Source organism: Sphaerotilus sp. (assembly GCF_041083715.1).
Classification (GTDB): domain Bacteria; phylum Pseudomonadota; class Gammaproteobacteria; order Burkholderiales; family Burkholderiaceae_C; genus Sphaerotilus.
Map to the genome: position 1 here is coordinate 16412 of NZ_JBFPGY010000074.1, position 26225 is coordinate 42636.

The 26225-nt window shown below is 67.8% G+C and carries 30 protein-coding genes and 1 tRNA gene; 14 read left to right on the forward strand and 17 right to left on the reverse strand.

What is annotated here, in order from left to right:
* Positions 1 to 20 precede the first annotated feature (20 nt).
* Positions 21 to 893 (reverse strand): SirB1 family protein, encoded by an 873-nt coding sequence (locus AB3X43_RS03700; RefSeq protein ID WP_369428534.1) that lies wholly within the window; start codon positions 891 to 893, stop codon positions 21 to 23.
* A 24-nt stretch (positions 894 to 917) separates the two neighbouring features.
* Positions 918 to 2477, reverse strand: coding sequence for a murein biosynthesis integral membrane protein MurJ (murJ, locus tag AB3X43_RS03705; protein WP_369428535.1), 1560 nt, complete (start codon positions 2475 to 2477; stop codon positions 918 to 920).
* Between the two features lie 83 nt (positions 2478 to 2560).
* Here murJ and rpsT point away from each other — a divergent pair, with 83 nt between their 5' ends.
* Positions 2561 to 2866 carry a 30S ribosomal protein S20 gene (gene rpsT, locus AB3X43_RS03710; protein WP_369428536.1) on the forward strand — a complete coding sequence of 102 codons (306 nt, stop codon included), beginning with the start codon at positions 2561 to 2563 and terminating at the stop codon, positions 2864 to 2866.
* Positions 2867 to 2950: 84 nt separating this feature from the next.
* Here the strand turns inward: rpsT and AB3X43_RS03715 are convergent, their stop codons facing one another.
* The gene (locus AB3X43_RS03715; RefSeq protein ID WP_369428537.1) at positions 2951 to 3976 is read right to left on the reverse strand and encodes a CDP-6-deoxy-delta-3,4-glucoseen reductase; all 1026 of its coding nucleotides are present in this window, start codon (positions 3974 to 3976) and stop codon (positions 2951 to 2953) included.
* Between the two features lie 78 nt (positions 3977 to 4054).
* Between AB3X43_RS03715 and AB3X43_RS03720 the strand changes: the two genes are divergently transcribed.
* Complete coding sequence (locus AB3X43_RS03720; protein WP_369428538.1) at positions 4055 to 4987, forward strand: NAD-dependent epimerase/dehydratase family protein; 933 nt, start codon at positions 4055 to 4057, stop codon at positions 4985 to 4987.
* A gap of 12 nt (positions 4988 to 4999) precedes the next feature.
* Here the strand turns inward: AB3X43_RS03720 and AB3X43_RS03725 are convergent, their stop codons facing one another.
* The gene (locus tag AB3X43_RS03725) at positions 5000 to 5605 is read right to left on the reverse strand and encodes a rhomboid family intramembrane serine protease (protein WP_369428539.1); all 606 of its coding nucleotides are present in this window, start codon (positions 5603 to 5605) and stop codon (positions 5000 to 5002) included.
* Between the two features lie 41 nt (positions 5606 to 5646).
* Positions 5647 to 5734, reverse strand: a tRNA-Leu gene (locus AB3X43_RS03730).
* Between the two features lie 140 nt (positions 5735 to 5874).
* Between AB3X43_RS03730 and cysM the strand changes: the two genes are divergently transcribed.
* From cysM to AB3X43_RS03745, 3 genes are all read left to right on the forward strand, one after another.
* On the forward strand, positions 5875 to 6780 hold the full coding sequence (cysM, locus tag AB3X43_RS03735; protein ID WP_369428540.1) for a cysteine synthase CysM: 906 nt from the start codon (positions 5875 to 5877) through the stop codon (positions 6778 to 6780).
* Between the two features lie 221 nt (positions 6781 to 7001).
* Complete coding sequence (locus AB3X43_RS03740) at positions 7002 to 8216, forward strand: ammonium transporter (RefSeq protein ID WP_369428541.1); 1215 nt, start codon at positions 7002 to 7004, stop codon at positions 8214 to 8216.
* A 4-nt stretch (positions 8217 to 8220) separates the two neighbouring features.
* Positions 8221 to 8970, forward strand: a complete 750-nt coding sequence (locus AB3X43_RS03745; protein WP_369428542.1) for a hypothetical protein — start codon at positions 8221 to 8223, stop codon at positions 8968 to 8970.
* A 13-nt stretch (positions 8971 to 8983) separates the two neighbouring features.
* On the opposite strand, the gene AB3X43_RS03750 is transcribed toward AB3X43_RS03745, so the two are convergent.
* The 9 genes from AB3X43_RS03750 to AB3X43_RS03790 form a co-directional block, all read right to left on the reverse strand.
* Positions 8984 to 10063: a FimV/HubP family polar landmark protein gene (locus AB3X43_RS03750; protein ID WP_369428543.1), complete on the reverse strand. Its 1080-nt coding sequence runs from the start codon at positions 10061 to 10063 to the stop codon at positions 8984 to 8986.
* Between the two features lie 8 nt (positions 10064 to 10071).
* Positions 10072 to 10821, reverse strand: a complete 750-nt coding sequence (locus AB3X43_RS03755) for a phosphate/phosphite/phosphonate ABC transporter substrate-binding protein (RefSeq protein ID WP_369428544.1) — start codon at positions 10819 to 10821, stop codon at positions 10072 to 10074.
* The gene (locus AB3X43_RS03760) at positions 10818 to 11312 is read right to left on the reverse strand and encodes a PAS domain-containing protein (RefSeq protein WP_369428545.1); all 495 of its coding nucleotides are present in this window, start codon (positions 11310 to 11312) and stop codon (positions 10818 to 10820) included. The genes AB3X43_RS03755 and AB3X43_RS03760 overlap by 4 nt, the downstream gene beginning before the upstream one ends.
* A 30-nt stretch (positions 11313 to 11342) precedes the next feature.
* Positions 11343 to 11705, reverse strand: a complete 363-nt coding sequence (locus AB3X43_RS03765; protein WP_179632736.1) for a roadblock/LC7 domain-containing protein — start codon at positions 11703 to 11705, stop codon at positions 11343 to 11345.
* Positions 11706 to 11785: 80 nt separating this feature from the next.
* Positions 11786 to 12427 carry a hypothetical protein gene (locus AB3X43_RS03770; protein ID WP_369428546.1) on the reverse strand — a complete coding sequence of 214 codons (642 nt, stop codon included), beginning with the start codon at positions 12425 to 12427 and terminating at the stop codon, positions 11786 to 11788.
* A gap of 20 nt (positions 12428 to 12447) precedes the next feature.
* Positions 12448 to 12984 carry a GTP-binding protein gene (locus AB3X43_RS03775; RefSeq protein WP_369428547.1) on the reverse strand — a complete coding sequence of 179 codons (537 nt, stop codon included), beginning with the start codon at positions 12982 to 12984 and terminating at the stop codon, positions 12448 to 12450.
* A 5-nt stretch (positions 12985 to 12989) separates the two neighbouring features.
* Positions 12990 to 14591 (reverse strand): hypothetical protein, encoded by a 1602-nt coding sequence (locus AB3X43_RS03780; protein WP_369428548.1) that lies wholly within the window; start codon positions 14589 to 14591, stop codon positions 12990 to 12992.
* Positions 14592 to 14683: 92 nt separating this feature from the next.
* A complete protein-coding gene (locus AB3X43_RS03785; RefSeq protein ID WP_369428549.1) occupies positions 14684 to 15307 on the reverse strand; it encodes a hypothetical protein in 624 nt (207 codons plus the stop codon).
* Positions 15308 to 15342: 35 nt separating this feature from the next.
* Positions 15343 to 15831 carry a bactofilin family protein gene (locus tag AB3X43_RS03790; RefSeq protein WP_369428550.1) on the reverse strand — a complete coding sequence of 163 codons (489 nt, stop codon included), beginning with the start codon at positions 15829 to 15831 and terminating at the stop codon, positions 15343 to 15345.
* A 552-nt stretch (positions 15832 to 16383) separates the two neighbouring features.
* On the opposite strand from AB3X43_RS03790, the gene miaB reads away from it, so the two are divergent.
* Genes miaB through AB3X43_RS03805 form a run of 3 tightly spaced genes read left to right on the forward strand, consistent with a single transcriptional unit; the run spans position 16384 to position 19715 of the window.
* Positions 16384 to 17778 (forward strand): tRNA (N6-isopentenyl adenosine(37)-C2)-methylthiotransferase MiaB, encoded by a 1395-nt coding sequence (gene miaB / locus AB3X43_RS03795; protein WP_369428551.1) that lies wholly within the window; start codon positions 16384 to 16386, stop codon positions 17776 to 17778.
* A gap of 47 nt (positions 17779 to 17825) precedes the next feature.
* Positions 17826 to 18752 carry an MBL fold metallo-hydrolase gene (locus AB3X43_RS03800; protein WP_369428552.1) on the forward strand — a complete coding sequence of 309 codons (927 nt, stop codon included), beginning with the start codon at positions 17826 to 17828 and terminating at the stop codon, positions 18750 to 18752.
* Positions 18753 to 18761: 9 nt separating this feature from the next.
* Positions 18762 to 19715, forward strand: coding sequence for a LysR family transcriptional regulator (locus AB3X43_RS03805; RefSeq protein ID WP_369428553.1), 954 nt, complete (start codon positions 18762 to 18764; stop codon positions 19713 to 19715).
* Here the strand turns inward: AB3X43_RS03805 and AB3X43_RS03810 are convergent.
* Positions 19704 to 20000, reverse strand: a complete 297-nt coding sequence (locus AB3X43_RS03810; RefSeq protein WP_369428554.1) for a hypothetical protein — start codon at positions 19998 to 20000, stop codon at positions 19704 to 19706. The two genes, AB3X43_RS03805 and AB3X43_RS03810, sit on opposite strands and share 12 nt — an antisense overlap.
* Positions 20001 to 20075: 75 nt before the next feature.
* On the opposite strand from AB3X43_RS03810, the gene hemA reads away from it, so the two are divergent.
* The 6 genes from hemA to AB3X43_RS03840 all read left to right on the forward strand — a co-directional run bounded on the left by hemA (position 20076) and on the right by AB3X43_RS03840 (position 24898).
* The gene (gene hemA / locus AB3X43_RS03815; protein ID WP_369428555.1) at positions 20076 to 21359 is read left to right on the forward strand and encodes a glutamyl-tRNA reductase; all 1284 of its coding nucleotides are present in this window, start codon (positions 20076 to 20078) and stop codon (positions 21357 to 21359) included.
* Positions 21356 to 22438 carry a peptide chain release factor 1 gene (gene prfA / locus AB3X43_RS03820; RefSeq protein ID WP_369428556.1) on the forward strand — a complete coding sequence of 361 codons (1083 nt, stop codon included), beginning with the start codon at positions 21356 to 21358 and terminating at the stop codon, positions 22436 to 22438. Before hemA ends, prfA begins: the two co-directional genes overlap by 4 nt.
* Positions 22435 to 23256, forward strand: coding sequence for a peptide chain release factor N(5)-glutamine methyltransferase (gene prmC, locus AB3X43_RS03825; protein ID WP_369428557.1), 822 nt, complete (start codon positions 22435 to 22437; stop codon positions 23254 to 23256). The genes prfA and prmC overlap by 4 nt, the downstream gene beginning before the upstream one ends.
* Before the next feature lie 144 nt (positions 23257 to 23400).
* Positions 23401 to 23889 carry a hypothetical protein gene (locus tag AB3X43_RS03830; RefSeq protein ID WP_369428558.1) on the forward strand — a complete coding sequence of 163 codons (489 nt, stop codon included), beginning with the start codon at positions 23401 to 23403 and terminating at the stop codon, positions 23887 to 23889.
* A 93-nt stretch (positions 23890 to 23982) separates the two neighbouring features.
* Positions 23983 to 24303, forward strand: coding sequence for a Grx4 family monothiol glutaredoxin (gene grxD, locus AB3X43_RS03835; RefSeq protein WP_369428559.1), 321 nt, complete (start codon positions 23983 to 23985; stop codon positions 24301 to 24303).
* A 22-nt stretch (positions 24304 to 24325) separates the two neighbouring features.
* A complete protein-coding gene (locus tag AB3X43_RS03840; RefSeq protein ID WP_369428560.1) occupies positions 24326 to 24898 on the forward strand; it encodes a UbiX family flavin prenyltransferase in 573 nt (190 codons plus the stop codon).
* 12 nt (positions 24899 to 24910) lie between these two features.
* Here the strand turns inward: AB3X43_RS03840 and AB3X43_RS03845 are convergent, their stop codons facing one another.
* Both AB3X43_RS03845 and AB3X43_RS03850 read right to left on the reverse strand, forming a co-directional pair.
* Positions 24911 to 25606, reverse strand: coding sequence for a Bax inhibitor-1/YccA family protein (locus AB3X43_RS03845; protein ID WP_369428561.1), 696 nt, complete (start codon positions 25604 to 25606; stop codon positions 24911 to 24913).
* A gap of 119 nt (positions 25607 to 25725) precedes the next feature.
* On the reverse strand, positions 25726 to 26073 hold the full coding sequence (locus AB3X43_RS03850) for a hypothetical protein (RefSeq protein ID WP_369428562.1): 348 nt from the start codon (positions 26071 to 26073) through the stop codon (positions 25726 to 25728).
* Positions 26074 to 26225 lie beyond the last annotated feature (152 nt).

Here is a 26225-nt window from a genome sequence, read left to right on the forward strand (position 1 = left end):
TCAGCATGGCGCAGTGGGGCTCAGTGCCACCGCGGCGGGCCTGCATCTCGCAAGGCAGCCAGCTGGGCAGACACCCGTGATCGGTCCGGCGTGGTGCCTGCGTGCTGCAGGTAGAGCGCCAGATCCTCGATCGCCAGCGCAGTCTGGCCGAGCGCCGCGAACGTCTGGCCACGCTCGCGGCGCAGGATCCAGTCGAGTGGCTCCAGCACGACCTGGCGCTGCTGCACCTGCAGCAGGCGCGGCAGATCGCCATCCTCGCGGTGCAGCCGGGCCAGATTGCGCAGCATGCGCGACAGGATCTCGCGCGCCGACGCTGGCTGGAGGTATTCGCTCAGCAACTCGCCCAGGCCCATGCCGGTCTCCAGGTCGAACCGCATCTCGTGGCTGAGATAGGGTTCGAGCCGCTCCTCCAGCTCCGCGCGGGTCAGCGAGCGCCCGTCGACGGGATCGATCACCGCATCGCCCAGCGGCAGGTGCAGCTTGATCAGGAAATGGCCGGGGAAGGAGATGCCGTCCGCCTGCAGCCCGAGCTGCCCGGCGAGTTCGAGGTAGAGCACCGCCAGCGCGATCGGCAGGCCGCGCCGCCGCTGCAGCACCGCATGGAGGTGGCTGTTGTCGGCATCGCGCAGATCGTTGACGTTGCCACCGAACCCGAGATCACGGTAGAAGAACTGGTGCAGGCCCCGCACCCGCTGCAGCGCGCCGGCATCGGCTGGCAGACGCTGCCGCAGGCGCTGCGCGAGCTGGTCCAGCTCGGTCTGCAGCGCAGCGAGGTCCAGCGCCGGGTGGTCGACCAGCGCAATGGCACCGGCCGCTTCGGTCAGCGACAGGCTGTCGTCATCGCGCACCAGGGCAGCGAAATAATCCAGCGGGGATGGCGAGGGGCACTCCATGCCTGAAAGTGTATCGGTCAGCGCTCAACGCCGTGCAAATTGCCGCAAGTTGACCCCGACCAACCGCAGCACGCCAAAATACACCAGCCCGGCCAGCGCCAGCACCCCGGCCAGCAAGGCCACGCGCAGGCCCGAGTGCGCATGCAACCCGATCCAGTCGACCGACCGCGCCGCCCAGGCCAGCCCGGCCCCCATCACCGCGCAGCCCGCGCCCACACGCAACCCGAACGCCAGCCAGCCCGGCGCCGGCCGGTAGCTGCCCCGCTTGCGCAGGCCGATCAGCAGCCAGGTGGCGTTGATCAGCGCCGCCAGCCCGATCGACAGCGCCAGCCCGGCATGCCCCAGCAACGGAACGAAAATGGCGTTCATCGCCTGCGTCAGCGCGAGCACGGTGATGGCGATGCGCACGGGGGTGCGGATGTCCTGCCGGGCATAGAAGCCTGGCGCCAGCACCTTGACTGCCACCAGCCCCATCAGCCCGGCGCCATAGCCCATCAGCGCCAGCACCGTCTGCTGCACATCGGCCGCGGTGAAGCGCCCGTAGTGGTAGAGCACCGCCACCAGCGGCTGCGGAAACACCAGCAGCGCCACCGCGCACGGCAGGGCCAGCAGCACCACCAGGCGCAGCCCCCAGTCGAGCAGCGCCGAGTAGCCGTCCATGTCGCCCTTGGCCTGTGCGGCCGAGAGCTGCGGCAGCAGCACGACGCCCATCGCCACACCCAGCAGCGCGGTCGGAAACTCCATCAGCCGGTCGGCATAGGTCAGCCACGACACCGAGCCAGCCGCCAGGTGCGAGGCGATCTGGGTGTTCACCAGCAGCGACAGCTGCGCCACCGACACGCCGAGCAGCGCCGGCGCCATCTGGCGCAGGATGCGGTGCACGCCCTCGTGCGCCCAGGCCTGCCGGAAGGCCGCGACGGTGAAGCCGAGGTGCGGCATCACACCGACCGTGCGCAGCGCTGGCAGTTGCACGCCAAGCTGCAGCAGGCCGCCGATCATCACGCCCACCGCCAGCGCATACACCGGCGGAATTCCCCAGTGCGTGAACTGCGGCGCCAGCAGCCAGGCCGCGCCGATCACGCTCAGGTTGAGCAGCACCGGCGTGATGGCCGGCACGGCGAAGCGCTTCCACGAGTTCAGGATGCCCGCCGACAGCGCCACCAGCGACATGCAGCCGATGTAGGGGAACATCAGCCGCGTCATCACGACGGCGGAGTCCTGGGCGTCGGCCGGCAGTCCGGAGGCCATCACCCACACCAGCACCGGCGAGCCGACCACCCCGACTGCGCACACGACCGCCAGCGACCACATCAGCACGGTGGCCACGGCATCGATCAGCGTCTGCGTGGCCGCATCTCCATGGGTTGTGCGGGAAGCGGCCAGGATCGGCACGAAGGCCTGCGAGAACGCCCCCTCGGCAAACAGGCGGCGCAGCAGATTCGGGATGCGGAACGCGACCTGGAACGCATCGGTGGCGCTGCTCGCCCCGAAGGCCGCCGCGATGAGCTGCTCGCGCACGAGCCCGGTGATCCGGGAGGCCAGCGTGAGGGCGGACACAACGGAGGCAGAACGAAGCAGACTCATGGGCAGGGATTCTCGGTCGCAAAGTCTGCGATTATCCATGCTATAGTGCTAGGCTTTCCTCCACCCGGAACACGAAACAAACCATGGCCACCGCTTCCAAAGCCAAGAAGAAGACCGTCCGCATTGCCTCTGGTCGCAAGCGCGCACGTCAGGACGTCAAACTGAATGCCGCCAACACCTCGCTGCGTTCGAAGTTCCGCACCGCCGTCAAGGGCGTGCTGAAGGCCGTTGCCACGGGCGACAAGGCCAAGGCAGGTGACACGTTCACCGCCGCCCAGCGCGTGATCGACTCGATCGCCGACAAGGGCATCTTCCACAAGAACAAGGCCGCCCGCATCAAGAGCCGCCTGTCTGCCAAGGTCAAGGCCCTGGCGGTTGCCGCTGCCTAAAGACTGATCCGGGTGGATCCACTGCAAAGGCCCGCTCTGCGGGCCTTTTGCATTGGCTGACTCGGGACGAACCAGCCTGCCCTGTCAGGCACCGTGCTTGTCCGCCTCGCTGGTGAACACGTCGGCATAGAACTCTTCTGCCGGCAAGGCACACTGCGCCACCAGATCCCGCTGCGCAGAACGCACCATGATCGGTGCACCGCAGGCATAGACCTGGTGCCCGGCAAGATCCGGCAGATCGGCCATCACCGCACGATGCACGAAGCCCGTGCGCCCCCGCCATGCCTCGCCAGGCTCCGACAGCACCGGCACGTAGCGCAGCCAGGGCAGTGCGCGCGCCATCTCCATGGCCCAGTCATGCAAGTAGAGATCCGCTTCGCCGCGACAGCCCCAGTACAGCACCGCCTCACGCTCCATGCCGCGCGCCTGCATGTGCTCGATCAGCGCCTTGATCGGCGCAAAACCAGTTCCCGAGGCCAGCAGCACCACCGGCTTCGCACTGTCCTCGCGCAGGAAGAAGCTGCCGAACGGCCCCTCCACACGCAGGATCTCGCGCTCCTTCATCGCCCCGAACACATGGTCGGTGAAGCGCCCGCCGGGCATGTGGCGGATGTGGAGTTCCATCTGCCCCTGCGCCGTCTCGGGCGCGCTCGCCATCGAGTAGCTGCGCCGGGCGCCGTCGCGCAGGATGAATTCGATGTACTGGCCGGCGTGGTACTGGAACACCTGGTTGCCCGGCAGCTGCAACGTCAACACCACCACGTCCGGCGCACGGCGATCGATCGTCGTGACCCGCACCGGCATCTTCAGCACCGGAAACTGCCCGACCGACGTCACCTGCCGCGACTCGATCACGCAATCCGTCTGCGGTGTGGCGCAGCAGGTCAGGACCAGGCCTGACGCCTCCTCGGCCTCGCTGAGTGCCTTGAGCTGGTGCGCACCATGCAGCACACGCCCTTCGAGCAACCGGCTCTTGCACGATCCACAGGCCCCGTCCTTGCAGCCGTAGGGCAACCCGATGCCCTGGCGGATCGCCGCCGGCAGCATCGCCTCGTCGCGCGCCACGCCAAAGCTGCGGCCCGCGGGCTGCACTGTCACCGTGAAAGTCATTGCTCGTATCCTCTGGGGCGTCCCGGCAACATCGCCGCGGGCGAGATTGTGCCGCACCCATCCGAAAGAACCCGAACCATGCCCCACCCTGCCCGCCTGTGCGCCGCGCGCTCTGCCGCCGCGCGGCCCTTGCGCCGCATGCGCCAGCCACGCCTGCTGATCATCGGCTGCGGCGATGTCGGCCAGCGGGTCGCACAGGCCCTGGGCCAGCACTGGCGCGTGCGTGCACTGACCTCGCACGCGGAGCGATCCGCCACGCTGCGCGCGCAAGGCATCACACCACTGATCGGCAATCTGGATACGCCAGCCTCGCTGCGCCGCCTGGGTGCCCTCGCCCCGCGCGTGCTGCATCTGGCACCACCACCCGGCAGCGGCGACCACGACCCCCGCACCCGACACCTCCTGCTGGCGCTCGGCCGCCACGGCGTCTGTCGGCGTCTCGTCTACGGCAGCACCACCGGCGTCTATGGCGACACGGGCGGCGCACGCTTCGACGAAACCCGCACCGTCGCGCCGGTCAACGCCCGCGCACGGCGCCGGGTGGCCGCCGAATCGGCCATCCGCCACTGGGCGGTCGGCCATGGCGTGAATGCATCGATCCTGCGCATCCCCGGCATCTATGCCAGCGACCGGGCGGGCGGCCACCCCCGCGAGCGGCTGGCGCGCGGTACCCCCGTGCTGCGCGCCGAAGACGACGTCTACACCAACCACATCCACGCCGACGATCTGGCGCGCCTGTGCGCCGCGGCACTCCTGCGCGGACGGCCGCAGCGCATCTGGCACGCCTGCGACGACACCGAGCTGAAGATGGGGGACTATTTCGATCTGGCAGCCCGGCTGTGCGGACTGCCCCTGCCGCGGCGGATTTCGCGCGAGGAGGCACGCACGCAACTCAGCCCGATGCTGCTGAGTTTCATGGGCGAATCGCGCCGGCTGGACAACCGGCGGATGAAACGGGAATTGCGGGTCGCCTTGCGTTACCCGGAGGTCACCACCGGCCTGCTGGCCTGAGGTTGCGGCCGATCAGCGGCGACGGCGCTTCGGCGGAAACGGCGGCAGGCCGCGCCAGAAGCGCAGCATCAGCCAGCCGCCGAGCATGCCGCCGAGGTGCGCGAAGTGCGCCACACCGCCTGCGCCTGCCAGACCGAACAGCAGCTCCATCCCGCCGAACACCAGCACGAAGACCTTGGCCTTCATCGGAATGGGCGGGAACAGCGGCATGATCGTGCGGTCCGGGAACATCATCCCGAAGGCCATCAGCAGGCCATAGAGTGCGCCGGAAGCGCCCAGCGTCGGCCCGCCACCGGTGACCCCCAGACTGACCACCAGCAACTGCACCACACCGCCCGCCAGCGCACTGGCGCCGAGGAACTGCAGGTAGCGCTGGCGTCCCCAGACCGTTTCCAGTTCGGCGCCGAACATCCACAGGCCAAGCATGTTGAAGAACAGGTGTCCGATGCTGCCGTGCAGGAACGCGTAGGTGATCAACTGCCACGGCATGAATGGCCCGCTGCCCAGCGGCCACAGCGCGAACAGCGTTTCGACCCAGTACCCAGCGAGCATCTGCAGGCAGTACATCGCCGTGCAGATCAGCATCAAGGCCTTGGTGACGGGGGGGAGCTGGGGCATGGGAAGACTCTCTGGAGAGGGAGAGTGGTGAGCCTGATCACTGGTGCCGGAGGCCGGACTCGAACCGGCACGCCTGTTGAGGGCGGCGGATTTTGAATCCGCTGCGTCTACCGATTTCGCCACTCCGGCAGGTGGGTGTCGCGCTGCGTGGTGCGCGAAGCCGCGATTATGGCATGACGAACCAGGGCGCCCACCTTGCGCAGCACACGGTGCGCCTTGCTGCCAAAATGTGCCGCATCGGTGCTGCGCCACCTCCGGAGACAGATCCCATGCCCGCCTACCAGACCATCGAAGACGTGATTGGCCGCACCCCGCTCGTGCGCCTGCAGCGCCTGCCCGGCGCCGATGCTGCCGAACGCGGCAACGTCCTCCTGGCCAAGCTCGAAGGCAACAACCCGGCAGGCTCGGTCAAGGACCGACCCGCCATCAGCATGATCCGCCGCGCCGAAGAGCGCGGCGAGATCCAGCCGGGCGACACGCTCATCGAAGCCACCTCGGGCAATACCGGCATCGCGCTGGCCATGGCCGCTGCGGTGCGCGGCTACCGCATGGTGCTGATCATGCCGGAGGACCTGTCCATCGAACGTGCGCAGACCATGAAGGCCTTCGGTGCCGAACTCGTGCTCACACCCAAGGCCGGCGGCATGGAGTACGCCCGCGATCTGGCCGAACAGATGCAGCGCGACGGCAAGGGCCGCGTGCTGGACCAGTTCGCCAACCTCGACAACCCGCGCGTCCACTACGAGACCACCGGCCCCGAACTCTGGGCCGACACCAACGGGCAGATCACCCATTTCGTCAGTGCCATGGGCACCACCGGCACCATCACCGGCACCTCGCGCTATCTCAAGGAGATGAACCCGGCGGTGCGCATCATCGGTGCACAGCCGTCCGAAGGCTCGCGCATTCCCGGCATCCGGAAGTGGCCCGAGGCCTATCTGCCGAAAATCTACGAGCCCCGCCGCGTGGACGAACTGGTGCTGGTCAGCCAGGCCGATGCCGAGGACATGGCACGCCGCATGGCCCGCGAGGAAGGCCTGTTCGCCGGCATTTCCGCGGCCGGGGCGTGCTGGGCGGCGCTGCAGCTCTCGCAACAGGTGCGCAACGCGACCATCGTCTTCATCGTGTGCGACCGGGGCGACCGGTACCTGTCGACCGGCGTATTTCCGGCGTGACCCGGCACCACCCGATCTGACCGCACACGAGCACTTGTGGTGCATGCATTGCATCGGTGCGCACCGATGCAGAACACCATGTGCAGGTCAGCGACCTGGCGCGAGAAGACACCGCCCCACAGATGTGATTTTTTCATTTAAGGCGACCGCAACCGGTTGATTTGTCTGGCACTGCACTTGCGTCGTCCGTGCACTCAAATCTGCGGGGCGTCTGTCTGTCCATGAACGAACTGATCAATCTTGTCTGGGTGGGCATCTGCACCGCCCTCGTGTTTTTCATGCAAGCCGGCTTTGCGCTGGTCGAGGGCGGCCTCTCCCGCGCCAAGAACTCGATCAACGTGATCATGAAGATCTACCTGGGTACCTGCTTCATCGGCGTGAGTTTCTGGGTGGTCGGCTACGGTCTGGCCTTCGGCACCTCCATCGAGGGCCTGATCGGCAGCAGCGGCTTCGCACCGCAGAAACTCGGCGCGACCGACGCGGTCGGCCTGCTCTACCAGATGATGTTCGCCACGACTGCGGTGACCATCGTCTCTGGCGCGGTGGCCGAGCGCATGCGCTACAGCGCCTACCTGGCCTTTGCCGCGCTGATGGCGCTGGTGATCTATCCAGTCTATGTCCACTGGGCCTGGAACACGGGAGGCTGGCTCAAGCGGATGGGCTTCGTCGACCTCGCCGGCGACGGCGCCGTGCACTCGGTGGGCGCCTGGTGCGCACTGGCCGGTCTGCTGGCCCTCGGCCCGCGCCTGGGTCGCTTCGGCAAGAACGGAGAAGTGCGGGACATCCCCGGCCACAACCTGCCGATGGTGGCGCTGGGCGGCTTCATCCTGTGGCTGGGCTGGTTCGGTTTCAATGGCGGCTCGATCTCCGGCATCGAAAGCGGCCAGCTGGGCACCGTGCTGCTCAACACCTATCTGGGCGGCTGCGCTGGTGGCATCGGCGCACTGGCCTTCATGCGCCTCACCGGCCGCCCGGTGCTGATGAGCGCCTCGGTCAACGGCAGTCTGGCAGGTCTGGTGGCATTGACGGCCGGTGCCGCCACGCTGAACCCGGTCACGTCGATCGTCACCGGCCTGATCGCCGGCGCACTGGCCACCTGGGGCGCAGAAGCCCTGCGTGCGCGCCGCATCGACGACACTGTGGACGCCATCGCCGTGCACGGCCTGGGCGGCACCTGGGGCCTGATCGCCGCGGGTCTGTTCTTCGAGGGCGACCTCTTCAACGGCAACCGCGTGATGGTGCAGACGCTCGGTGCCGTGGCGGCCTTCGCCTGGGCCTTTCCGATGGCCTATGTCTGCTTCAAGCTGGTGGACAAGCTGATCGGGCTGCGTGCACCCACCCTGAACGAACAGCGTGGCCTCGACTACACCGAGCACCACGAGATCGGCTACCCCGAGTTCCAGGACTCGCCTGGCCAGATGCACAAGGAAGCCTGACCCGATGGCCACCCAAGCCCTGTCCCAGCGGCGCCGCGCCGCCTACGCCGTGCTGTCGCCGCTGCTGGAGGAAGACGCCCTGCTCGACGCGCTGCGGATGCAGCACCAGTCCATGCGCGGCGACTCGGTGTCGGACATCATCGGCTACATCGACCAGGTGGCCACGCGCCACAACATCGACGCCGCCAGCCGCAAGAAGCTCTACGAGGCTTACTACAAGGCGCTGAAGCAGCCCGAGAGCGAGCTGCCGATGGACCCGTGGCCGCTGATGCAGATCGGCACCACGCCCGCGCCTGTGCCAGCCCCCGTGGCGCCACCTGCGGTGTCGGCGGCGGCACTCGAACCTGTGGCGGCGGCCATGCAGGCCGCCGCACCGGCACCGCCCGCAGCCCCACCCGCCTCACCGGACCGGGCGGTCTGTGCCGAGCTGCTGCGCACCGCGCTGGCCGACGTGCAGCGCTTCCACGCGACCGCGCTGTCGGATCTGCGCAGCGGCGCGCTAGAACAGGTCGATCAAGGCCGGCTCTCGCAGCCCGTGCGCAAGCAAGTGCGCGAGGCCTGGGCGCACCCGATGCAGGCCACCTGGGTGATCGAAGGAACCCCCCAGGAGTTGTCGCAGGTGGTGCACCAGTTCTACGTGGCGATGTGCGAGGCGCTGGGTCCGGTGGACGCGGACCAGGTGCTCACCCGGGCAGTCCGCGCCGCCGACCAGATTCCATCCGCCCGCCAGTTTTCGCCCCGGAAACTGATCTGACTGGCGGTGGGCGTCAGCCCATGCGCGCGAGGATCTCGGCGGCTTCCGCCGAGTGACGCCCTGACCCCTCGCGCACCACCGCCAGCAGCAGCGCACGGGCCTCGCCTGTGCGGCCCACTTCGAGGCTGGCACGGGCGATCTCGAGCTTCAGGACCGCCTGTTCCGTGAGCCGGGACACGTCCACTTCCTCGTCTGCGGCGGTCTTGCTGTGCACCAGCTGGGTGGCGACCTGCGAAGTTTCCACCGAGCGGGCCATCTCGGCTGCTGCGTTCGAGATGTCGAACACCCGCGGACCACCCGTGCGGGTGGCGCTCAGGGAATGGGCGAACTCCGGCGACAGCGCGTCGGGCTGGAAGCCCGCACGCCGGCGGCGCCACAGGATCGCGCCGCCCGCCAGACCGCCCAGCAACAGCAACCACGGCAGCATCCGCGGTACCGAGGTGCCCCCACCGGTCGTCGCCGCACTGGCCGCATCCGATGCGCTGTCGGCCGGAGCCGATGCCACCGGTTCGGGGGCAGATGCCGGAGCCGGAGCCGGAGCCGGAGCCGGAGCCGGAGCCGGAGCCGGAGCCGGCTCGGGCGCTGGCTTGGCGACTGGCGGCGCTGGCTCCGGTGCCTGGGGTTTGGGAGCCACCAGCGGCGGCGCCGCGGAGGCCGGCGTGTCCACCTTGGGTGGTGACGCCGACACGGACGCTGGCGGCGTCAGCGCCGGCAACGGTGCCAGCACCTGGCCACCACGCATCGCCTTCAGATGCTCCGCCACCAGCGCAGTCGCGCCAGCACGGTCTTCAGCCAGCACCTCGTCACGACCGGGCAGCGCGAGCGGCACGCCCCGGCGCAACCGGTGGATGTTGCCCTTGACGAAGGCATCCGGATTGCGGCGCAACACAGCCACCATGAACTGCTGCCGGGTCGCACCCGAGGCCGGCGCGAGCTGTCCGGCGATGTCCCAGAGATTGTCCTGCTCCACCGTCGTGCGCAGCACGGACGCAGGCGCGCTCGCGCCCGCAGCCGCTGTCTGGGCCAGGACAGGACCGACCGCCAGGGCCAGCGCAAGGGAGAGGAGGTGACGCATCAGGGGGGGTGGCAACATGTCCGTTTTCACACCATCAAGGTGTCCATCAGGTCGATCATGAATTCAGTGTCTTCCTGATCCTGCCTGTCCCAGCCACTCAGGCCCAGCGCCTGCAAGGTGGCCCGGCCGTCCGAGCCCGGCTCGGCCATGCCCAGCACCAGCGCCTGCAGCGACTCGCGCAGTTCAGTGCAGCGCGGCCCGACCAGCAGCACGTGGTGCACCAAGCTGATCTGGCTGGTCATCACCGGGCGCAGCTGCCGACGGATCGGGGCGCTCAGATCATCGAACGCCTCCTTGAGGAAGAAACCGCAATCGGCCTTGCCCTGCAGCAAGGTTCGGGCGAGCACGACGTAGGTCGAGACCTGCTGCGTCTGCGTGTTGTCACGGGTCAGGTCGGCCGACTCCAGCAGGATCATGCCGATGAGGTTGACGTCCGGATCGCGGGTCACGGCCAGGCGCAGGCCTGGCTGCAGGTCCTCGACCGACTGCACCGGCGAATCCATCGGCACGGCGATCACCACCTCGTCGGCCTTGTCCCGCGGCGCGGCAATGGCCACGAAGCCCTTCTCGCGCACCAGCATGGCGGCGTCGTAGGGGTTGGCATAGATCAGGTCGACCTTGTCGGCGGCAATCGCCTGGCGCTGGGCCGAGAAGTCTTCGTACAGCTCCAGATGGATCCGCACACCGAGCTTGCGCTGCAGCCAGGTATTGAACACATACCAGCCGGCGATGTGCTCGGGCGAGAAGTCGGGGCTGACGGTCAGTTCCAGAGTCACTTCAGCTCCTCGGCACGCATCAGGGCATACAGGGCGGCATATTCGTTGACCTTGGCGCGCGATGGCTTGCGGCGCACCGAGGTGTAGCCCACGACACGACCATCCCGCACATTGGGAATCGCCGTGGCGAAGACCCAGTAATGGGCCCCGTCCTTGCGCAGGTTCTTCACGTAGCCCTGCCACTTGGCACCACGGCCAACGGTGTCCCACAGATCGCGGAACGCAGCCGCTGGCATGTCCGGGTGGCGCAAGATGCAGTGGTTCTCGCCGATCAGTTCGTCGCGCTCGTAGCCGGACAGGTCCACGAAGGCTTGGTTGGCGTGCGTGATGATGCCGGTGGGGTCCGTGCGCGAAACGATCAGCATGCCGTCCGGATAAGGCACTTCCTCGTCGATCACCAGCACACGCCGGGTGCGTCCGTCGTGGTAGCCCAGTGTCAGCTCGCGGTGTGGGGCCGTGGGGACCAGATCCACCTCTCTCATGTCGGTCATCATCGATTTCCCTCGATCTCGACAGACCGATCAGATGACCTTGCTGATCGCGTCGGCGGCGCGCTTGACGTCGAGGAAGATCAGGCCCAGGCGCGAATTCGGCTTGCACAGCGCCGTCAGCACCGAGTCGCGGCCCGCGTAGGTCATCAGCACGTAACCCTTGGCGCCCTTGACCAGCACCTGCTCCAGCTCGCCACGGGCCAGCTCGCGCGACGTGCGGTCACCCAGCGACAGCATGGCGGCACTCATGGCACCCACGCGGTCCTCGTCCATGCCGGCGGGCAGCATGGAGGCCATCATCAGGCCGTCGGTGGACAGCACGGCCGAGGCTTCGATGTCGGCGGTGGATCCGTTGAGTTCGCTCAGGATCGAGTTCAGCAGGTCTTCACGCATGGGGCAGTTCCTTCGAGAGAAAAAGGGAGATCGGGGAGTGAGGGAAAAGGGCAGGAGTCTGGACGCAGCAGCACCAGGCCTCAGAAGGCCGTGTTGCCATAGCGCACACCCAGGGTCCACACCAGCGTGGTGAAGGCTTCCTGGTTGAACCGCGGCATCCCGTTGACGATCAGGATGAAGTAATCGTCGCCGAAGTACAGCGGCCAGAAGCCGACCTCGCAATAGCCCGCGGCGTTCACCATGCCCCAACCGTCGCTGCGCAGGCGCATGTTGCCGTGCAGCAGCCGGGAATGGCGCTCGTGGACACTGGCCAGGTCACCCCCGAGAGCGGCGAGTTCCTCGGCCGTCTCGTGCGCGAACCCGGCGGTGCCCAGATACAGGCCGCGCTTGTCGGCCAGGATGGCCTTGCCCTCGTCGGACAACTGCGACAGCAGCGGTGGCAGCATCGCTTCGATCGAGTCGGGCGGCACCTCCACGTGCATCGGCAGACCCTGCACGAAGCCGGAGGACTGCAGACGGTAGATGAACTCCAGCGCATCCTGCTGGCCCATCGACATCCAGTCCTGCACCAGGTCCGCGGTCAACCGCGGTGTCTCGGATTCGCGGAGCAGTCGCTGCAGGAACAGCCGTGCCGGATCACGGTTGGGCCGGCTGGCGGCGTAGTAGGCACCCGCCGGTGTCGGGTGGAGGTAGAACTCGCCGGTGAGCGTGTAGTGGTCCATGAATGGCGCGGTGGTCCCGGTCAGAGGGTCGGATCGATCTGGAGCAGCAGTGCCTCGATCAGCGTCGAGACATCGGTGCGCTGTCGGGCATCCACTTCGAAGATGGGCGCGGACACGTCCAGCTCGGCCAGCTGGCGCACGTACTCGTCGATGGTGGGCGTCCGGCGGGCATCCATCTGCGTCACACCGATCACGAGCCGGGTGCCATCGATGAATTCCTTGAACGCCTTGATGTAGAAGCGCATGTCCTCGAAGGGCGTCGGACGGGTGTTGTCCAGCAGCAGCACCAGGCCGATGCCGCCCTTGGTGAGGATGTCCCACATGAAGTCGAATCGTTCCTGTCCGGGCGTGCCGTACAGGTGGACCTTTTCCTTCGGGCCCAGACGGATCATTCCGTAGTCCATCGCCACGGTGGTGGCGGACTTGCGCTTCTGGGTCATGTCCGACGCGTGTTCGTCGGTGCGGATCGGCTCGATGTCGCTGATCGAGGCGATGGCCGTGGTCTTGCCTGCACCGACGGGTCCGGTGAAGATGATTTTGTGATCGGTATGGGCCATGTTGCTTATTTGTTCAGCCAGCCGAACAAGCGGGTCAGCAGACCGCGGTTGTTCTTGGTCTTGCGCTGTGCCCTGCGGACCTGCGCGCCATCCTCCGTGATCAGGTCCAGCGCCAGTGCCGCGTTGTAGAACGCGAACACGTGCCGCTGGGCGATCTTGAGCGTCTGGGCCGTCTCCAGCAGCCCGGCGCCCTTGGTGGTCCAGAGCGCCGCGATGCGCAGCGCGTGCGGCGTGCGGTGCAGCCGGGTCAGGTTGGGCCACTGTTTCAGGTAGACCATGGCCACCGGGTCCACACCGACGGGCAGGCGGCCCGCCGACGTCTCCAGCGCGGTCTGCCACAGCACGTGGTCCAGCCGCTGCACGAGGGCCTTCTGCTCCAGCGTGCCCTGCAGATCGGCGAACTCCTGGCGGCTGAATGCCCGGGTCTTGGGTCGCTTGTCGAGGGGCTTGCTCACCAGGCCAGCCAGTTGCTCGGCCGTGAACTCGCAATAGATCAGGTTGGTCGTGCCATCGACCGTGATGCGGCCGACCTGGCTGTCCAGGTGGGTGGGCACCTGCCACTTGCAGCTGACGAGGTAGGCATCCTTGAGCACGCCCACCAGATGCTGGGCCGGGTCGTAGCGCAGGCCGGAATCCGCCAGTTGCGCAGCCTCGGCCACATCGGCACGCGAGCCGCAGTAGCGGCTCTCGTCCACCAGCTCCTCGGGTCGGGGACGGCGATGGCCATGGGCATCATGGACGGGCGCGGACACGGCCGGAGGTGCTTCCGGTGTGCGCGTCGCGACCGGCGCTGGCGCCGGGACGGGGGGCACCGGGGCCGGCGCCGGTGAAGATTTGGGAGCCGGCGTCGACCTGGGTGCGGACGCCGGAGTCGCCTTGACCACCGGCTTCGCAGCCGGAGTCGCCGGAGGAGCCACGGGCGCAGCAACAGGAGCGGACGGCGCAGGTGCAGGCACAGGTGCGACGACCACCGGTATCGCCACCGGCGCGGACACAGGCACCGCATCGACCACGGGCGCCGGTGCAGGCGCAGGTGCCGCCTTTCCAAAGAACCGGCGAATCAGCCCACCCAGTCCGCCACCGGCTGGCGGCAATGCCGGAGCAGCGGCCGGCCGTGCTGGCTGGGCCACAGGCGCCGCGGGCACCGGAGGAGCAACCGGACGGGGAGCCGGCGGCGCAGGACTCTCTGTCCACATCGACGGCTCTGCGACGATCGAGGCCAGCGCAGGCGCCATGACCACGGCAGCGACCGGCGCAGCCACCTCCATCGCTGGAGCCGCGGCTGGTCCGGCAGCTGCCGGACTGCTCCAGCGCCGCGTGCGCAATTCGGCCGCAGCGGCCAGCAGGGCGGCTGGCGTCACGGGCTTCTGGACCCAGATCGCGGAGGCAACGTCCTGGGACTGGGTCGACAGGGCAATGCCCGGACCGCCACGGCGGGCGTGCCACGCATCCCAGTGCTGACGCGATTCGAGTGTGTCGAAGTCGAAGATGGCCACTTCGGCCGCTTCTTCGCCAGAGGGCGCAAAGCTGCTGCGCCCGGTGCTGGAAAAGAAGAAGTCCAGCACCGCCTGGGTGCGTGGGGGCAGAGACAGAAGGACTACCTTCAATCGGGTTTGCAGCTTGGTGGCTTCCACTGACTACAGGCTCAAGGTCATAGATCGATCGGCAGGGATGTCTGCTCGAAACGCCGCAAGACGTCTCAAGACCACCCCGAAGGCAGCGCGCCGTGGCGTGCCACGAGCTTGTCGGCCATCTCGGCCTTGCCTGCGTCGTCCCGACTGTGCTGGTAGATGGCCAGCAACTCGCGGTTGACCTCCTCATTGTCGGGTTCGTCCAGCAGCGCAGCCTCAAGCATGCCACGCGCGCCAGCCAGATCTCCATATTCAAGTAACGACATGGCCTGCTGGAACGGCGTCTCCTGTGCGACCTCCCGACGCTGCAATCCCACCATGTTCAGCGAACCCAGGACAGCAGTATCCAGCACAGACCAGCGCTGCGTCGGCAGTTGGGCGCCACGCGGCAACTCGGTATCGAGATGGGTGCGCAGAAAATGCACGTCATCCGGATCGAGCCAAGGCATGGCCTGCTCCAGCAACTGTCGGCGCAGTGCCCGCCCGCGGTCGCCCAGTGCCAGGTACAGGTCGACCAGCGCCCCGAAAGCGCGGTCGGTCAGCGGCGGACGGCTGGCCAGGAGCACCCGGCGCGCATGGGCCTCGATGTCGAGTGGATCGCGTGCGATCTGCATCGAGAAATGGCGCCAGGCGTCATGCGCCTCCGTGCTCGACGGACAGTCCAGACGCCCTGCACGGACGAACACGAACATGGGGTCCGCCCCCCCGGTCACCGACTGAACACCGCTCATTGAATTGCACCCGCCGTCTTGTGTTTGACGAGATGGCCTTCGACCACCGCGCCTTTCTCTATCTCGATCGCACCATAGTGCACGTCACCGTCCACGTGGGCGCTGATGCGCAGATCCACCAGTCCGCTGGCGTACACCGTGCCCAGCACCCGACCGAACACGATCAGGTGCGACACCCGGACATCCCCTGCGACACTGCCGCCGTCGCCGATCACCAGTGTCCCCGGGATGGCCGGTGACACGATGACATCGCCTTCGACATGTCCGTCGATGCGCAACCCGCCGGCGAACGTCAGATCGCCCGTCACGGTGGTCCCTGCGCCCACCAGGCAGTCGATGCGTGCCTGCATGGGGTCACCCCGCTGTTTCGTACGGCCGAAGCGCATGGTGCGGTGCCCCCATCGTGGCTGCTGCTGAGCGTTGTTTGACCAGTTCAACCAATTCATATCGGCAACTTCATCCAGGACTGCAGAGGTTCGGATCAACAGGCTGCGTGAGGAGGCCGATGCGCCTTGGTTCGATCGATGGTAACCATGTCCACCCGGCGCCCGGCACCGGTACCTGCTGGTGCCCCGTGAACCGGGGAAACCGGTCCACGAAAATTCGCGCTTTCACGCTTAGCACAACCGGCAGGACGCTCACCAAAAATCAAAAAATCGATATTTTCAAAAATGCATCAAATCCCACACGCGAACCCGATTTGAACATGGCCAGCTGGGCAATCTGCTCACCAGTGGCTCACAAATTGAGCCTTGCCGTCACTTTTACTACTCTTGGTCACGATTTGGTACCCACAAGATCCGTCCGCAAGCCCGGATCGCTCCCTTGCCACCAATGCCACCGACCGGCTCGGCAGGACTCGGCCGCTAAAATCCATGTCGCGGCCCCTGGATCTACACCACGCAGCGCTGCGCCTCCTGCTCGCCCAACGGTGAGCACCGTGCTTTCCTGCGTTTCGGGCTGGGCACAGGCGTTCGTGCACAGGCAGATTCCGGTGGATTTCCCCGACCCCCTGTGCTGACTCTGCCACGCTTGCCATGCCCCACGACACCACCGCTCTCCAGACCACCACCCCACCTGACGCCGCGCCTGCGCCCGCCGGCAAGAAGGTCTACATCCGCACCTTCGGCTGCCAGATGAACGAATACGACTCGGACAAGATGTCCGACGTCATGCACGCCGCCGAGGGCTACACGCCCACCAACGACCCCGAAGAGGCCGACCTGATCCTGTTCAACACCTGCTCGGTGCGCGAGAAGGCGCAGGAGAAGGTGTTCAGCGACCTCGGCCGCGTGCGCCATCTGAAGGCCAAGGGCGTGATGATCGGCGTGGGCGGCTGTGTGGCGAGCCAGGAAGGCGCGGCCATCATCGAGCGCGCGCCCTACGTGGACGTGGTCTTCGGCCCGCAGACGCTGCACCGCCTGCCGCAGCTGCTGGCGCAGCGCCAGGCGCTGGGCCGCCAGCAGGTGGACATCAGCTTCCCCGAGATCGAGAAGTTCGACCACCTGCCACCGGCGCGTGTCGAGGGGGCCTCCGCCTTCGTCTCGATCATGGAAGGCTGCAGCAAGTACTGCTCGTACTGCGTCGTGCCCTACACCCGCGGCGAGGAGTTCAGCCGACCGTTCGAGGAGGTGCTGACCGAGGTGGCCGGCCTCGCTGACCAGGGCGTCAAGGAAGTGACGCTGCTCGGCCAGAACGTCAACGCCTACCGCGGCAAGATGGGCGGCACCACCGAGATCGCCGATTTCGCGATGCTCATCGAGTACGTCGCCGAGATCCCTGGCATCCAGCGCATCCGCTACACCACCAGCCACCCCAACGAGTTCACGCAGCGCCTGGTCGATGTCTACGCCCGGGTGCCGCAGCTCGTGAACCACCTGCACCTGCCCGTGCAGCACGGCAGCGACCGCATCCTGTCCGGCATGAAGCGCGGCTACACGGTGCTCGAATACAAGAGCACGATCCGCAAGATCCGCGCCGTGCGGCCGGACATCAGCATCTCCACGGACTTCATCGTCGGCTTCCCCGGCGAGACCGACGACGACCACGCCCGCACGATGAAGCTGATCGACGACATCGGCTTCGATGCGAGCTTCAGCTTCATCTTCAGCCCGCGCCCCGGCACGCCCGCCGCTGCACTGCACGACGACACGCCCGCCGACGTGAAACTCAAGCGCCTGCAGCACCTGCAGGCCACGATCGAGGACAACGTGCGCCGCATCAGCGCCAGCCGCGTCGGCACCGTGCAGCGCATCCTCGTCGAAGGTCCGAGCCGCAAGGACCCGGCCGAGCTGATGGGCCGCACCGAATGCAACCGCATCGTCAACTTCCCAGGCGGCCCGAACCCGGCGCGGCTGGTGGGGCAGATGCTCGACGTGCAGATCGTCAGCGCGATGCCGCACTCGCTGCGTGGCGACATCGTCGTGCACTGAATCCTGCGCGACAGGCAGCCGCACGCAGGGCGGCAGAAAATGGAAGGATGACTCTCCCTGACACCGCCCTGCCTGGCGTCACGCTCCTGGAGCGCGGCTGGCTCTCCGCCAACAACGTCCTCCTGCACGGCGCGCCCGGCGAAGGCGCCACCGTCATCGACACCGGACACAGCGTGCACGCCGCACAGACCGTGGCCCTGGTGGCGAAGGCGCTGGACGGCGAGCCACTCGCTCGCATCGTCAACACCCATCTGCACTCGGACCACTGCGGCGGCAATGCGGCCCTGCAAGCCGCGCACGGCGCCGCCGTCTGGATCCCGCCGAACCAGGCCGATGCCGTCGCCCGCTGGGATCTGGACGTGCTCACCTACCGTGCCACCGGCCAGCGCTGCGACCGCTTCCGGCACGACAGCGTGTTGCGCCCAGGCGAGGTGCTGCATGTCGGCACGCGGCGCTGGGACGCGCTGGCTGCGCCAGGGCACGACCCGGCGTCGATCATGCTGTTCGATGCGGATGCGGGCGTGCTGGTCTCTGCCGACGCGCTCTGGCAGAACGGCTTCGGCGTGGTGTTTCCCGAGCTGGACGGCGTCGACGCCTTCGGCGAAGTGGGGGAAGTCCTCGAGCTGATCACCAGACTCGATCCGCGCATGGTCATCCCCGGACACGGCCCGGCCTTCACCGACGTGGGCACGGCGTTGAAGCGCGCACGGCAACGTCTGTCGAAATTTATTGCCGATCCGCTGCTGCATGCCCGACACGCGGCCAAGGTTCTGTTGAAATACCACGTGATGGAAGAGCGTCAACAAGCTCTCGAAGACCTGCTGAACTGGGCCGAAGGCACCTCGCTGGTGGTTGGCACCCTGGAAAGGGCCGGATTCTGTGCACCGCCGCGCACCGGTTGCCAGACCTTGCTGGCCGAACTGGTCGCCGCTGGCGCCCTGCGGATCCAGGAGCAGGTGGTCTACGATGTCTAGGGAGTTCACATGGATCAATTGCGCGCGATGCGGGTATTCGCCCGTGTCATCGACGAGGGCAGTTTCGCGGGCGCCGCCCGTGCCCTCGATCTGGCCCCTGCGGTCGTCACCCGGCTGATCGCCGAACTCGAAGAGCACCTCGGTGCGCGCCTCATCCAGCGCACCACCCGCAGCCTCGCGCTCAGTGTGGCCGGCGAGCGCTACCTGGAGAAGGTGCGCCACATCCTGACCGACCTCGACGAGGCCGAGGCGCAGGTGCAGTCGGTGTCGGAGTCGCCGCAGGGCCACCTGCGGGTGATGGTGCCTTCGGCCTTCGCCGTGCATCAACTCGCCAAGCACCTGCCTGCCTTCCACGCCGGGTACCCGCAGGTCACACTGTCGCTCACCTCCACCATCGAATTCAGCAACCCGGACGATCGCCACGACATCACCGTGATGGCCCTTCGCGATGCACCGGAAGGCGACTTCATCGCCCGCCGGCTGGCCCGCAGCGAGGTGATCCTGTGCGCCGCACCGGCCTACCTGGAGCGCGCGGGCCGCCCCGAGACGCCGCAGGCGCTGGAGCAGCACCAGCTGCTGCTGCCACCGACGTCCATGGTGCAACGCGACGTCACCTTCGTGCACGAGGGCGGCAGCGCACCGGTGCGCGTGAGCCCGCCGCGCCAGCCGCTGCTGACCACGGCGCACACGGACACGCTCTATGCCACGGCACTGGCGGGTCTGGGCATTGCGGGACTGATGTCGCTGGTGGTGGAGGATGCGCTGCGCGAAGGCACGCTGGAGCGGGTGCTGCCCGGCTGGCACGCGATGAGCTTCGGGCTGTGGCTGACGATGCCGACACGCAAGCACGTGCCTGCACGGACACGGGTGTTCTGGGACTTCCTGCTGCACACGTTCGGCGGCGAGGACCGCGACCCCTGGCAGGCCCACCCGCGCTGCAGCGGAGGTCCCTCACCCGGCTGAAGAACCCCGGTGGCGCGGTCCGAACGCGGTCCACCACAGTGCCAGCGCCACCCCGACCACCTGGGCGGCGTAGGTGGACATGCGTCCGTCGCGTCCGAGCCACACCAGGAAGATGATCTGGATCAAGACAGCCACACCGACCGCCGGTATCGCCAACCGGCGCCAGCGCACCGCCCGCAGCGGGCGCCACCATGCCAGCTTGCACAGCGACGCCGCGATCAGCCCGAGGCCGACCGGCGCCAGCAGGAAGTTGGACAAATGCCAGATCGCGTCGAGTGGACCCATGGAATCCTGTCAAAGGCAGAGGAAGTGGAAGAAGTGGGCGGTGTGGACACCAGCGTGGAATCTTACAATCGCACCATGAGTGTCTTCGCCCTCAGCTTGAACCACCACACCGCACCGGTCGATCTGCGGGGTCGTTTCGCGTTCACGCTGGAGCAGATTCCAGCCGCTCTGCACGGATTGCGCGAAGGGCTGCACCGGGCTGCACCGGAAGCGGCGCTGCTGTCCACCTGCAACCGCACCGAGCTGTACATCGCCGCCGGCCCCGGCGACAGCCGCGCACTGGTGCGCCCGACGCTGGAATGGCTGGCCGCCCACGGCAATGTCAGCGCCGACGAGTTGGTGCGCCACACGCATGTGCTCGAGCGCCAGGAAGCTGCACGCCACGCCTTCCGCGTCGCCTCGGGGCTGGACTCGATGGTGCTCGGCGAAGCACAGATCCTTGGCCAGATGAAACAGGCCGTGCGCGAAGCCGACACGGCCGGCACGCTCGGCACGACACTGCACCAGCTCTTCCAGCGCTCCTTCTCGGTGGCCAAGGAGGTCCGCACCGCCACCGAGATCGGCGCGCACTCGATCAGCATGGCCGCAGCCGCGGTCCGGCTCGCGGGTCAGCTGTTCGAGGACCTCGGCAAGATCCGCATCCTCTTCGTGGGCGCAGGCGAGATGATCGAACTCGCCGCCACCCATTTCGCTGCCAAGGCGCCGAAGCACATCACCATCGCCAACCGCACGCTGGAGCGCGGCGAGAAGCTGGCGAACCAGTTCGGCGCCGAGGTGATGCGCCTGTCGGACCTGCCGGCGCGGCTGCACGAGTTCGACGCCGTCGTGTCCTGCACCGCCAGCTCGCTGCCGCTGATCGGGCTGGGTGCCGTGGAACGTGCGCTGAAGGCCCGCCGGCGCCGCCCGATGTTCATGGTCGATCTGGCCGTGCCGCGTGACATCGAACCGGAAGTCGCGCAGCTCGACGACGTCTACCTCTACACCGTCGACGACCTGTCCGCCGTGGTGCAGACCGCGGGCGAGAAACGCCAGGCGGCGGTCGCGCAGGCCGAAGCGATCATCGAATCCGGCGTGCAGAACTTCGTCCACTGGCTGGACCAGCGCGCCACCGTGCCGCTGATCCAGGCCGTCAACGCCCAGGCCGAGCACTGGCGCCAGATCGAGGTCGCCCGTGCCCGCAAGCTGCTGGCCAAGGGCGCGTCTCCCGACGACGCCCTCGAAGCCCTGGCGCGCAGCCTGACCCAGAAGATGCTGCACGGCGCCCTCGCCGAGCTGCACAACGCCGACCCCCAGCAGCGCGCGCGGATGATCGAGGCGGTGACGCGGCTCTTCCTGCGCGGCGACAACGCCCCCCGATGACCCCGTTCCTGCGCCTGCAACTCGACCGCCAGCTCGTCCGCCTCTCCGAACTCGACGCCGCGCTGGCGGATCCACAGGTCGTCTCCGACATCAACCGTCTGCGCGCGCTCAACCGCGAACATGCCCGTGTCTCGGCACTGACCGCCCGCTGGACACGGCTGCAGCAGCGTGAACGTGATCTGGCCGAGGCCCGGCAGATGCTCGACGACCCGGAGATGGCGGGCATGGCCGCCGACGAGATCGCCGCAGCCGAAGCCGACATCGCCACGGTCGACGCCGAGCTGCAGACCGCCCTGCTCCCCCGCGACGCCGACGACGACCGCAACGCCTTCCTCGAAATCCGCGCCGGCACCGGCGGCGACGAATCCGCGCTGTTCGCGGGCGACCTGCTGCGCATGTACCTGCGCCACGCCGAGCGCCAGGGCTGGAAGACGGAGATCATGTCCGCCAGCGAGTCGGACCTGGGCGGCTACAAGGAAGTGGTCGTGCGCATCGAGGGCGACGCGGTCTACGAGGCGCTGAAGTTCGAGTCCGGTGGCCACCGCGTGCAGCGCGTGCCGGCCACCGAGACGCAAGGGCGCATCCACACCAGCGCCTGCACGGTGGCGGTGCTGCCCGAGCCGGACGAGGCCGAGGAGGTCACGCTCAACCCGGCCGACCTGCGCATCGACACCTACCGCGCCAGCGGCGCCGGCGGGCAGCACATCAACAAGACCGATTCGGCGGTGCGCGTGACGCACCTCCCCACCGGCCTCGTCGCCGAATGCCAGGACGACCGCAGCCAGCACCGCAACAAGGCCAAGGCACTGGCCGTGCTCGGCGCCCGCCTGCGCGACAAGGACCGGCTGGAACGCCAGGCCAAGGACGCCGCCACGCGCAAGGGCCTGATCGGCTCCGGCGACCGCAGCGACCGCATCCGCACCTACAACTTCCCCCAGGGCCGACTGACCGACCACCGCATCAACCTGACGCTCTACAAACTCGGTGCGGTCGTGGAAGGCGATCTGGACGAGGTGGTCGCCGCGCTCAAGGCCGCCCGCGCCGCCGAGTTGCTGGCCGAGATGGAGGCCCAGGGATGAACGTCGCCGCCGCGCTGGCACTGGCCCGCACGCTCGGACTGCCACGTGTGGATGCAGATGTGCTGCTGGGCGCGCTGCTCGACCGCTCGCGCACCTGGCTGCTCACGCACGACGACACACCGCTCGACGCCACACAGCAGGCCCGCTGGCGCGACTGGCTGACCCGCCGTGCCGACGGTGTCCCCGTGGCCTACCTCACCGGGCAGCATGAATTCCATGGCCTGATGCTGCACGTCACCCCCGACGTGCTCGACCCGCGGCCGGACACCGAGACGCTGGTGGACTGGGCGCTGGAGATGCTGGCGGCCCGCGCGCCCGGCGCTTCGGTGGCCGACCTGGGCACGGGCAGCGGTGCCGTCGCACTCGCCCTGGCCCACCGCCGACCCGACGCACAGGTCAGCGCGGTCGATCTCAGCCCAGCCGCGCTCGCTGTCGCGCAGGCCAATGGCGAGCGGCTCGGACTGCCGGTGCGCTGGCGGCTGGGTGCGTGGTTCGCGCCGCTGGCGGGCGAGCGCTTCGACCTGGTCGTCAGCAACCCGCCCTACATCGCCGAGAGCGATGCCCACCTGCCCGCGCTGCGCCACGAACCGGCACTCGCGCTGACTTCTGGCACCGACGGGCTGGATGCGATCCGGCAACTCATCGCCGACGCCCCGGCGTACCTGGAACCCGACGGCTGGCTGCTGCTGGAGCACGGTCACGACCAAGGACCCACCGTGGCAGCACTGCTGACCCGTGCTGGCTGGCGTGGCGCGGACCGGCGCGACGATCTCGCCAGCCGCTGGCGTTGTACCGGCGCCATGCGGCCCGCCGCGTGAGCTCCTAAAAAGTACAAATCCTCCCGCCATCCAGCACCCACGGTCACGCCACAAGAGGACCTGTCCCAAGGACGCAACCATGCGCAGAGTGTCGGGCGTAGCATGGACTTCAACGGCAACTCCCCACGCCGACTGGAGGACTCCATGGACCGACCCGCACGCATCCTGCCTCTGGCCCTGATGACACTCGTCTGCCTGACAGCGGCAGCCGCGGAACCGTCCAGTATCGAGGACATCGTGGCGCAGCCCGGTCTGCACCTGCCCGCAGGCTCGATCCGGAGCTTCGCCAGCCCCCTGCGCTGGCATCTGGTCAGCGACTACTACTTTGCACCCAGTCTGGGTCTGCGGGCCACCGGTGGTCTGCAGACAGACGTCGCCGGCAGCCACGATGTCCGGCTCGGGACCACCGGACAGCGTGCAACGCCCTACGTCGGCCTCGGCTACAGCACCGGCGGCGTCAATGCCAACCGCTGGGGCCGCTGGGGACTGTCCGCCGACATCGGCATGCAGGCTGTGCGTGGCAGTGATGTGACGCTCGGTCGTGCGCTGGAAAGCCCGACCGGCGTCGGCGAGCTGATCCGCGAGCTGCGCCTGACACCGGTGCTGCAGCTCGGCGTGTCGTACGCGTTCTGAGGTGGCCAGTGCCCTGACCGCGGCCCGGGCACGCGCTTTGCCGTATAAATCGGGGTTGTTCTCGCATTCCACCAACCGATACCCCTCTGCACCATGTCCACACAGCAACGCATCGACCAACTCGTCAAGGGCAACCCCGTCGTCCTGTTCATGAAGGGCACGGCCCAATTCCCGCAATGCGGCTTCTCCGGCCGTGCGATCCAGATCCTCAAGGCCTGCGGTGTCGGCCCGCTCACCACGGTCAACGTCCTGGAAGACCCGGAAATCCGCCAGGGCATCAAGGAATACGCCAACTGGCCCACCATCCCGCAGCTCTACATCGGTGGCCAGTTCGTCGGCGGCTCGGACATCATGATGGAGATGTACGAAGCGGGTGAGCTGCAGGAACTGGTGAAGTCGGTCAAGCCAGCCTGAGCGGTTCCCGTTGACAGCCCCTGTGCCTGAGGCAGTCCAGCGCCTCGTCGTCGGCATCACCGGTGCCTCGGGCGCAGCGTACGGCGTGCGACTGCTGGAGCGTGCCCGCGACCTCGGCGTCGAGACCCATCTGGTGGTGACGCCCTCCGGCGTGCTCAATGTCCACCACGAATGCGGCCTCGACCGCCGCCAGCTCGAGGCACTGGCCACGCGGGCGCACGCCCCCGGCGAAATCGGCGCGTGCATCGCCAGCGGCAGCTTCGACACCGCCGCGATGGTGGTCGCGCCCTGCACGATGAAGACGCTCGCCGCCATCGCGCATGGTTTCGGCGACAACCTGCTCACCCGCGCTGCGGATGTGACGCTGAAGGAGCGCCGCCGCCTGATCCTGGTGGTGCGCGAAACGCCGTTCAACCTCGCGCACCTGCGCAACATGACGGCCGTCACCGAGATGGGCGGCATCATCTTCCCGCCGCTGCCAGCCTTCTACCACCGGCCTCAGACCATCGCCGAGCTGGTCGACGAAACGGTCGAGCGGGTGCTGCAGCTCAGCGGCATCCCACTGGCCCGCCCCAAGGCCTGGGACGGGCTCTGAGTCCTGCCGGCGTCAGTCGTCGCTGGCGCCGAAGATGCCCAGCAGCGACAGCAGCGACTGGAACACGTTGTACAGGTTCAGGTAGACGCTCAGCGTGGCCGTGATGTAGTTGGTCTCCTCGCCATCCTGCACGCGCTTGAGGTCATACAGGATGAAGGCCGAGAAGATGCCGATCGCCAGCACCGACAGCGTGATCATCAGCGCGCTCGACTGCAGGAAGAGGTTGGCGATGCCGGCCACCAGCAGCATGACCATGCCGATGAACAGGAACTTGCCCATCGAGCCGAGGTCACGCTGGATGACCGAGGACAGCGTCGCCATGCCCAGGAAGATCGTGCCCGTGCCGGCGAAGGCCATCATGACCAGGCTGGTGCCGTTGGCCAGACCGAGCACGGTGCCGACCAGCCGCGACAGCATCAGCCCCATGAAGAACGTGAAGGCCAGCAGCACCGGTACGCCCGCGGCCGAGTTCTTGGTCTTCTCGATCGCGAACATGAAGCCGAAGGCACCGCCCATGAAGACGACGAGGCCGACCATCGGCGACATGGCTCGCGTCAGGCCGGTGCTGACACCGATCCAGGCACCCAGCACGGTGGGAATCATCGACAGCGCAAGCAGCCAGTAGGTGTTGCGCAGGACACGGTTGCGCTCGGCCACGCTGGGCATCGCCACAGCGCCGAAGCCGCGGGTCTGGAAAAGGTCGGACATGGCAGGGACTCCTTGGAAGGCAACAGGGATCGAGCGCCGGCAATGGGTGCTCGACAGGGAACACAGGGAAAAGCGAAAACAAGCGAACACACCGGCCTGATGCCGGGCACGTGAAACCGTCAGCCGCACCAGGATGGCGGGCGCAGCAAGCCGTCGAGACACGGTGCGGGATGGCCGGCGTGCAGCACCGGGCGCGGCAGCCGGTGCTCGCCGAGGCAGAGTGGAAGGGACGGCGTACTGCCGGGCAGCAGCGGCACATCGGCCAGTTCGACCGTGCCGTCGGAGTCCGCTGCCATGGAGAGGTCCGCCATCGAGGCGCACTCGCCAGATGGCTGGCGCATGCAGCAGGCATCGGCAACCTGCCCCACCACGTTCACCGCCGTCACCGCTGCCCGCGCTGCGCCGGACAGACTGGCACAGAGCATCAGCAGCACAGCGAACAGGGTGAACAGCCGTCGACGAGACATGGCGGCCGAGTGTAGCGGAGTGCTCCTCACCGCGCAGAGGCCGTGGCCACCGGGGGCTCGGTGTACTCCCAGTGCCGCCGTGCCGCCATGACCATGTTCGGGTACGGGGCCTGCCCGCGGCTGCCGTTGTAGCGCCCGAGCGCCAGGAAGAG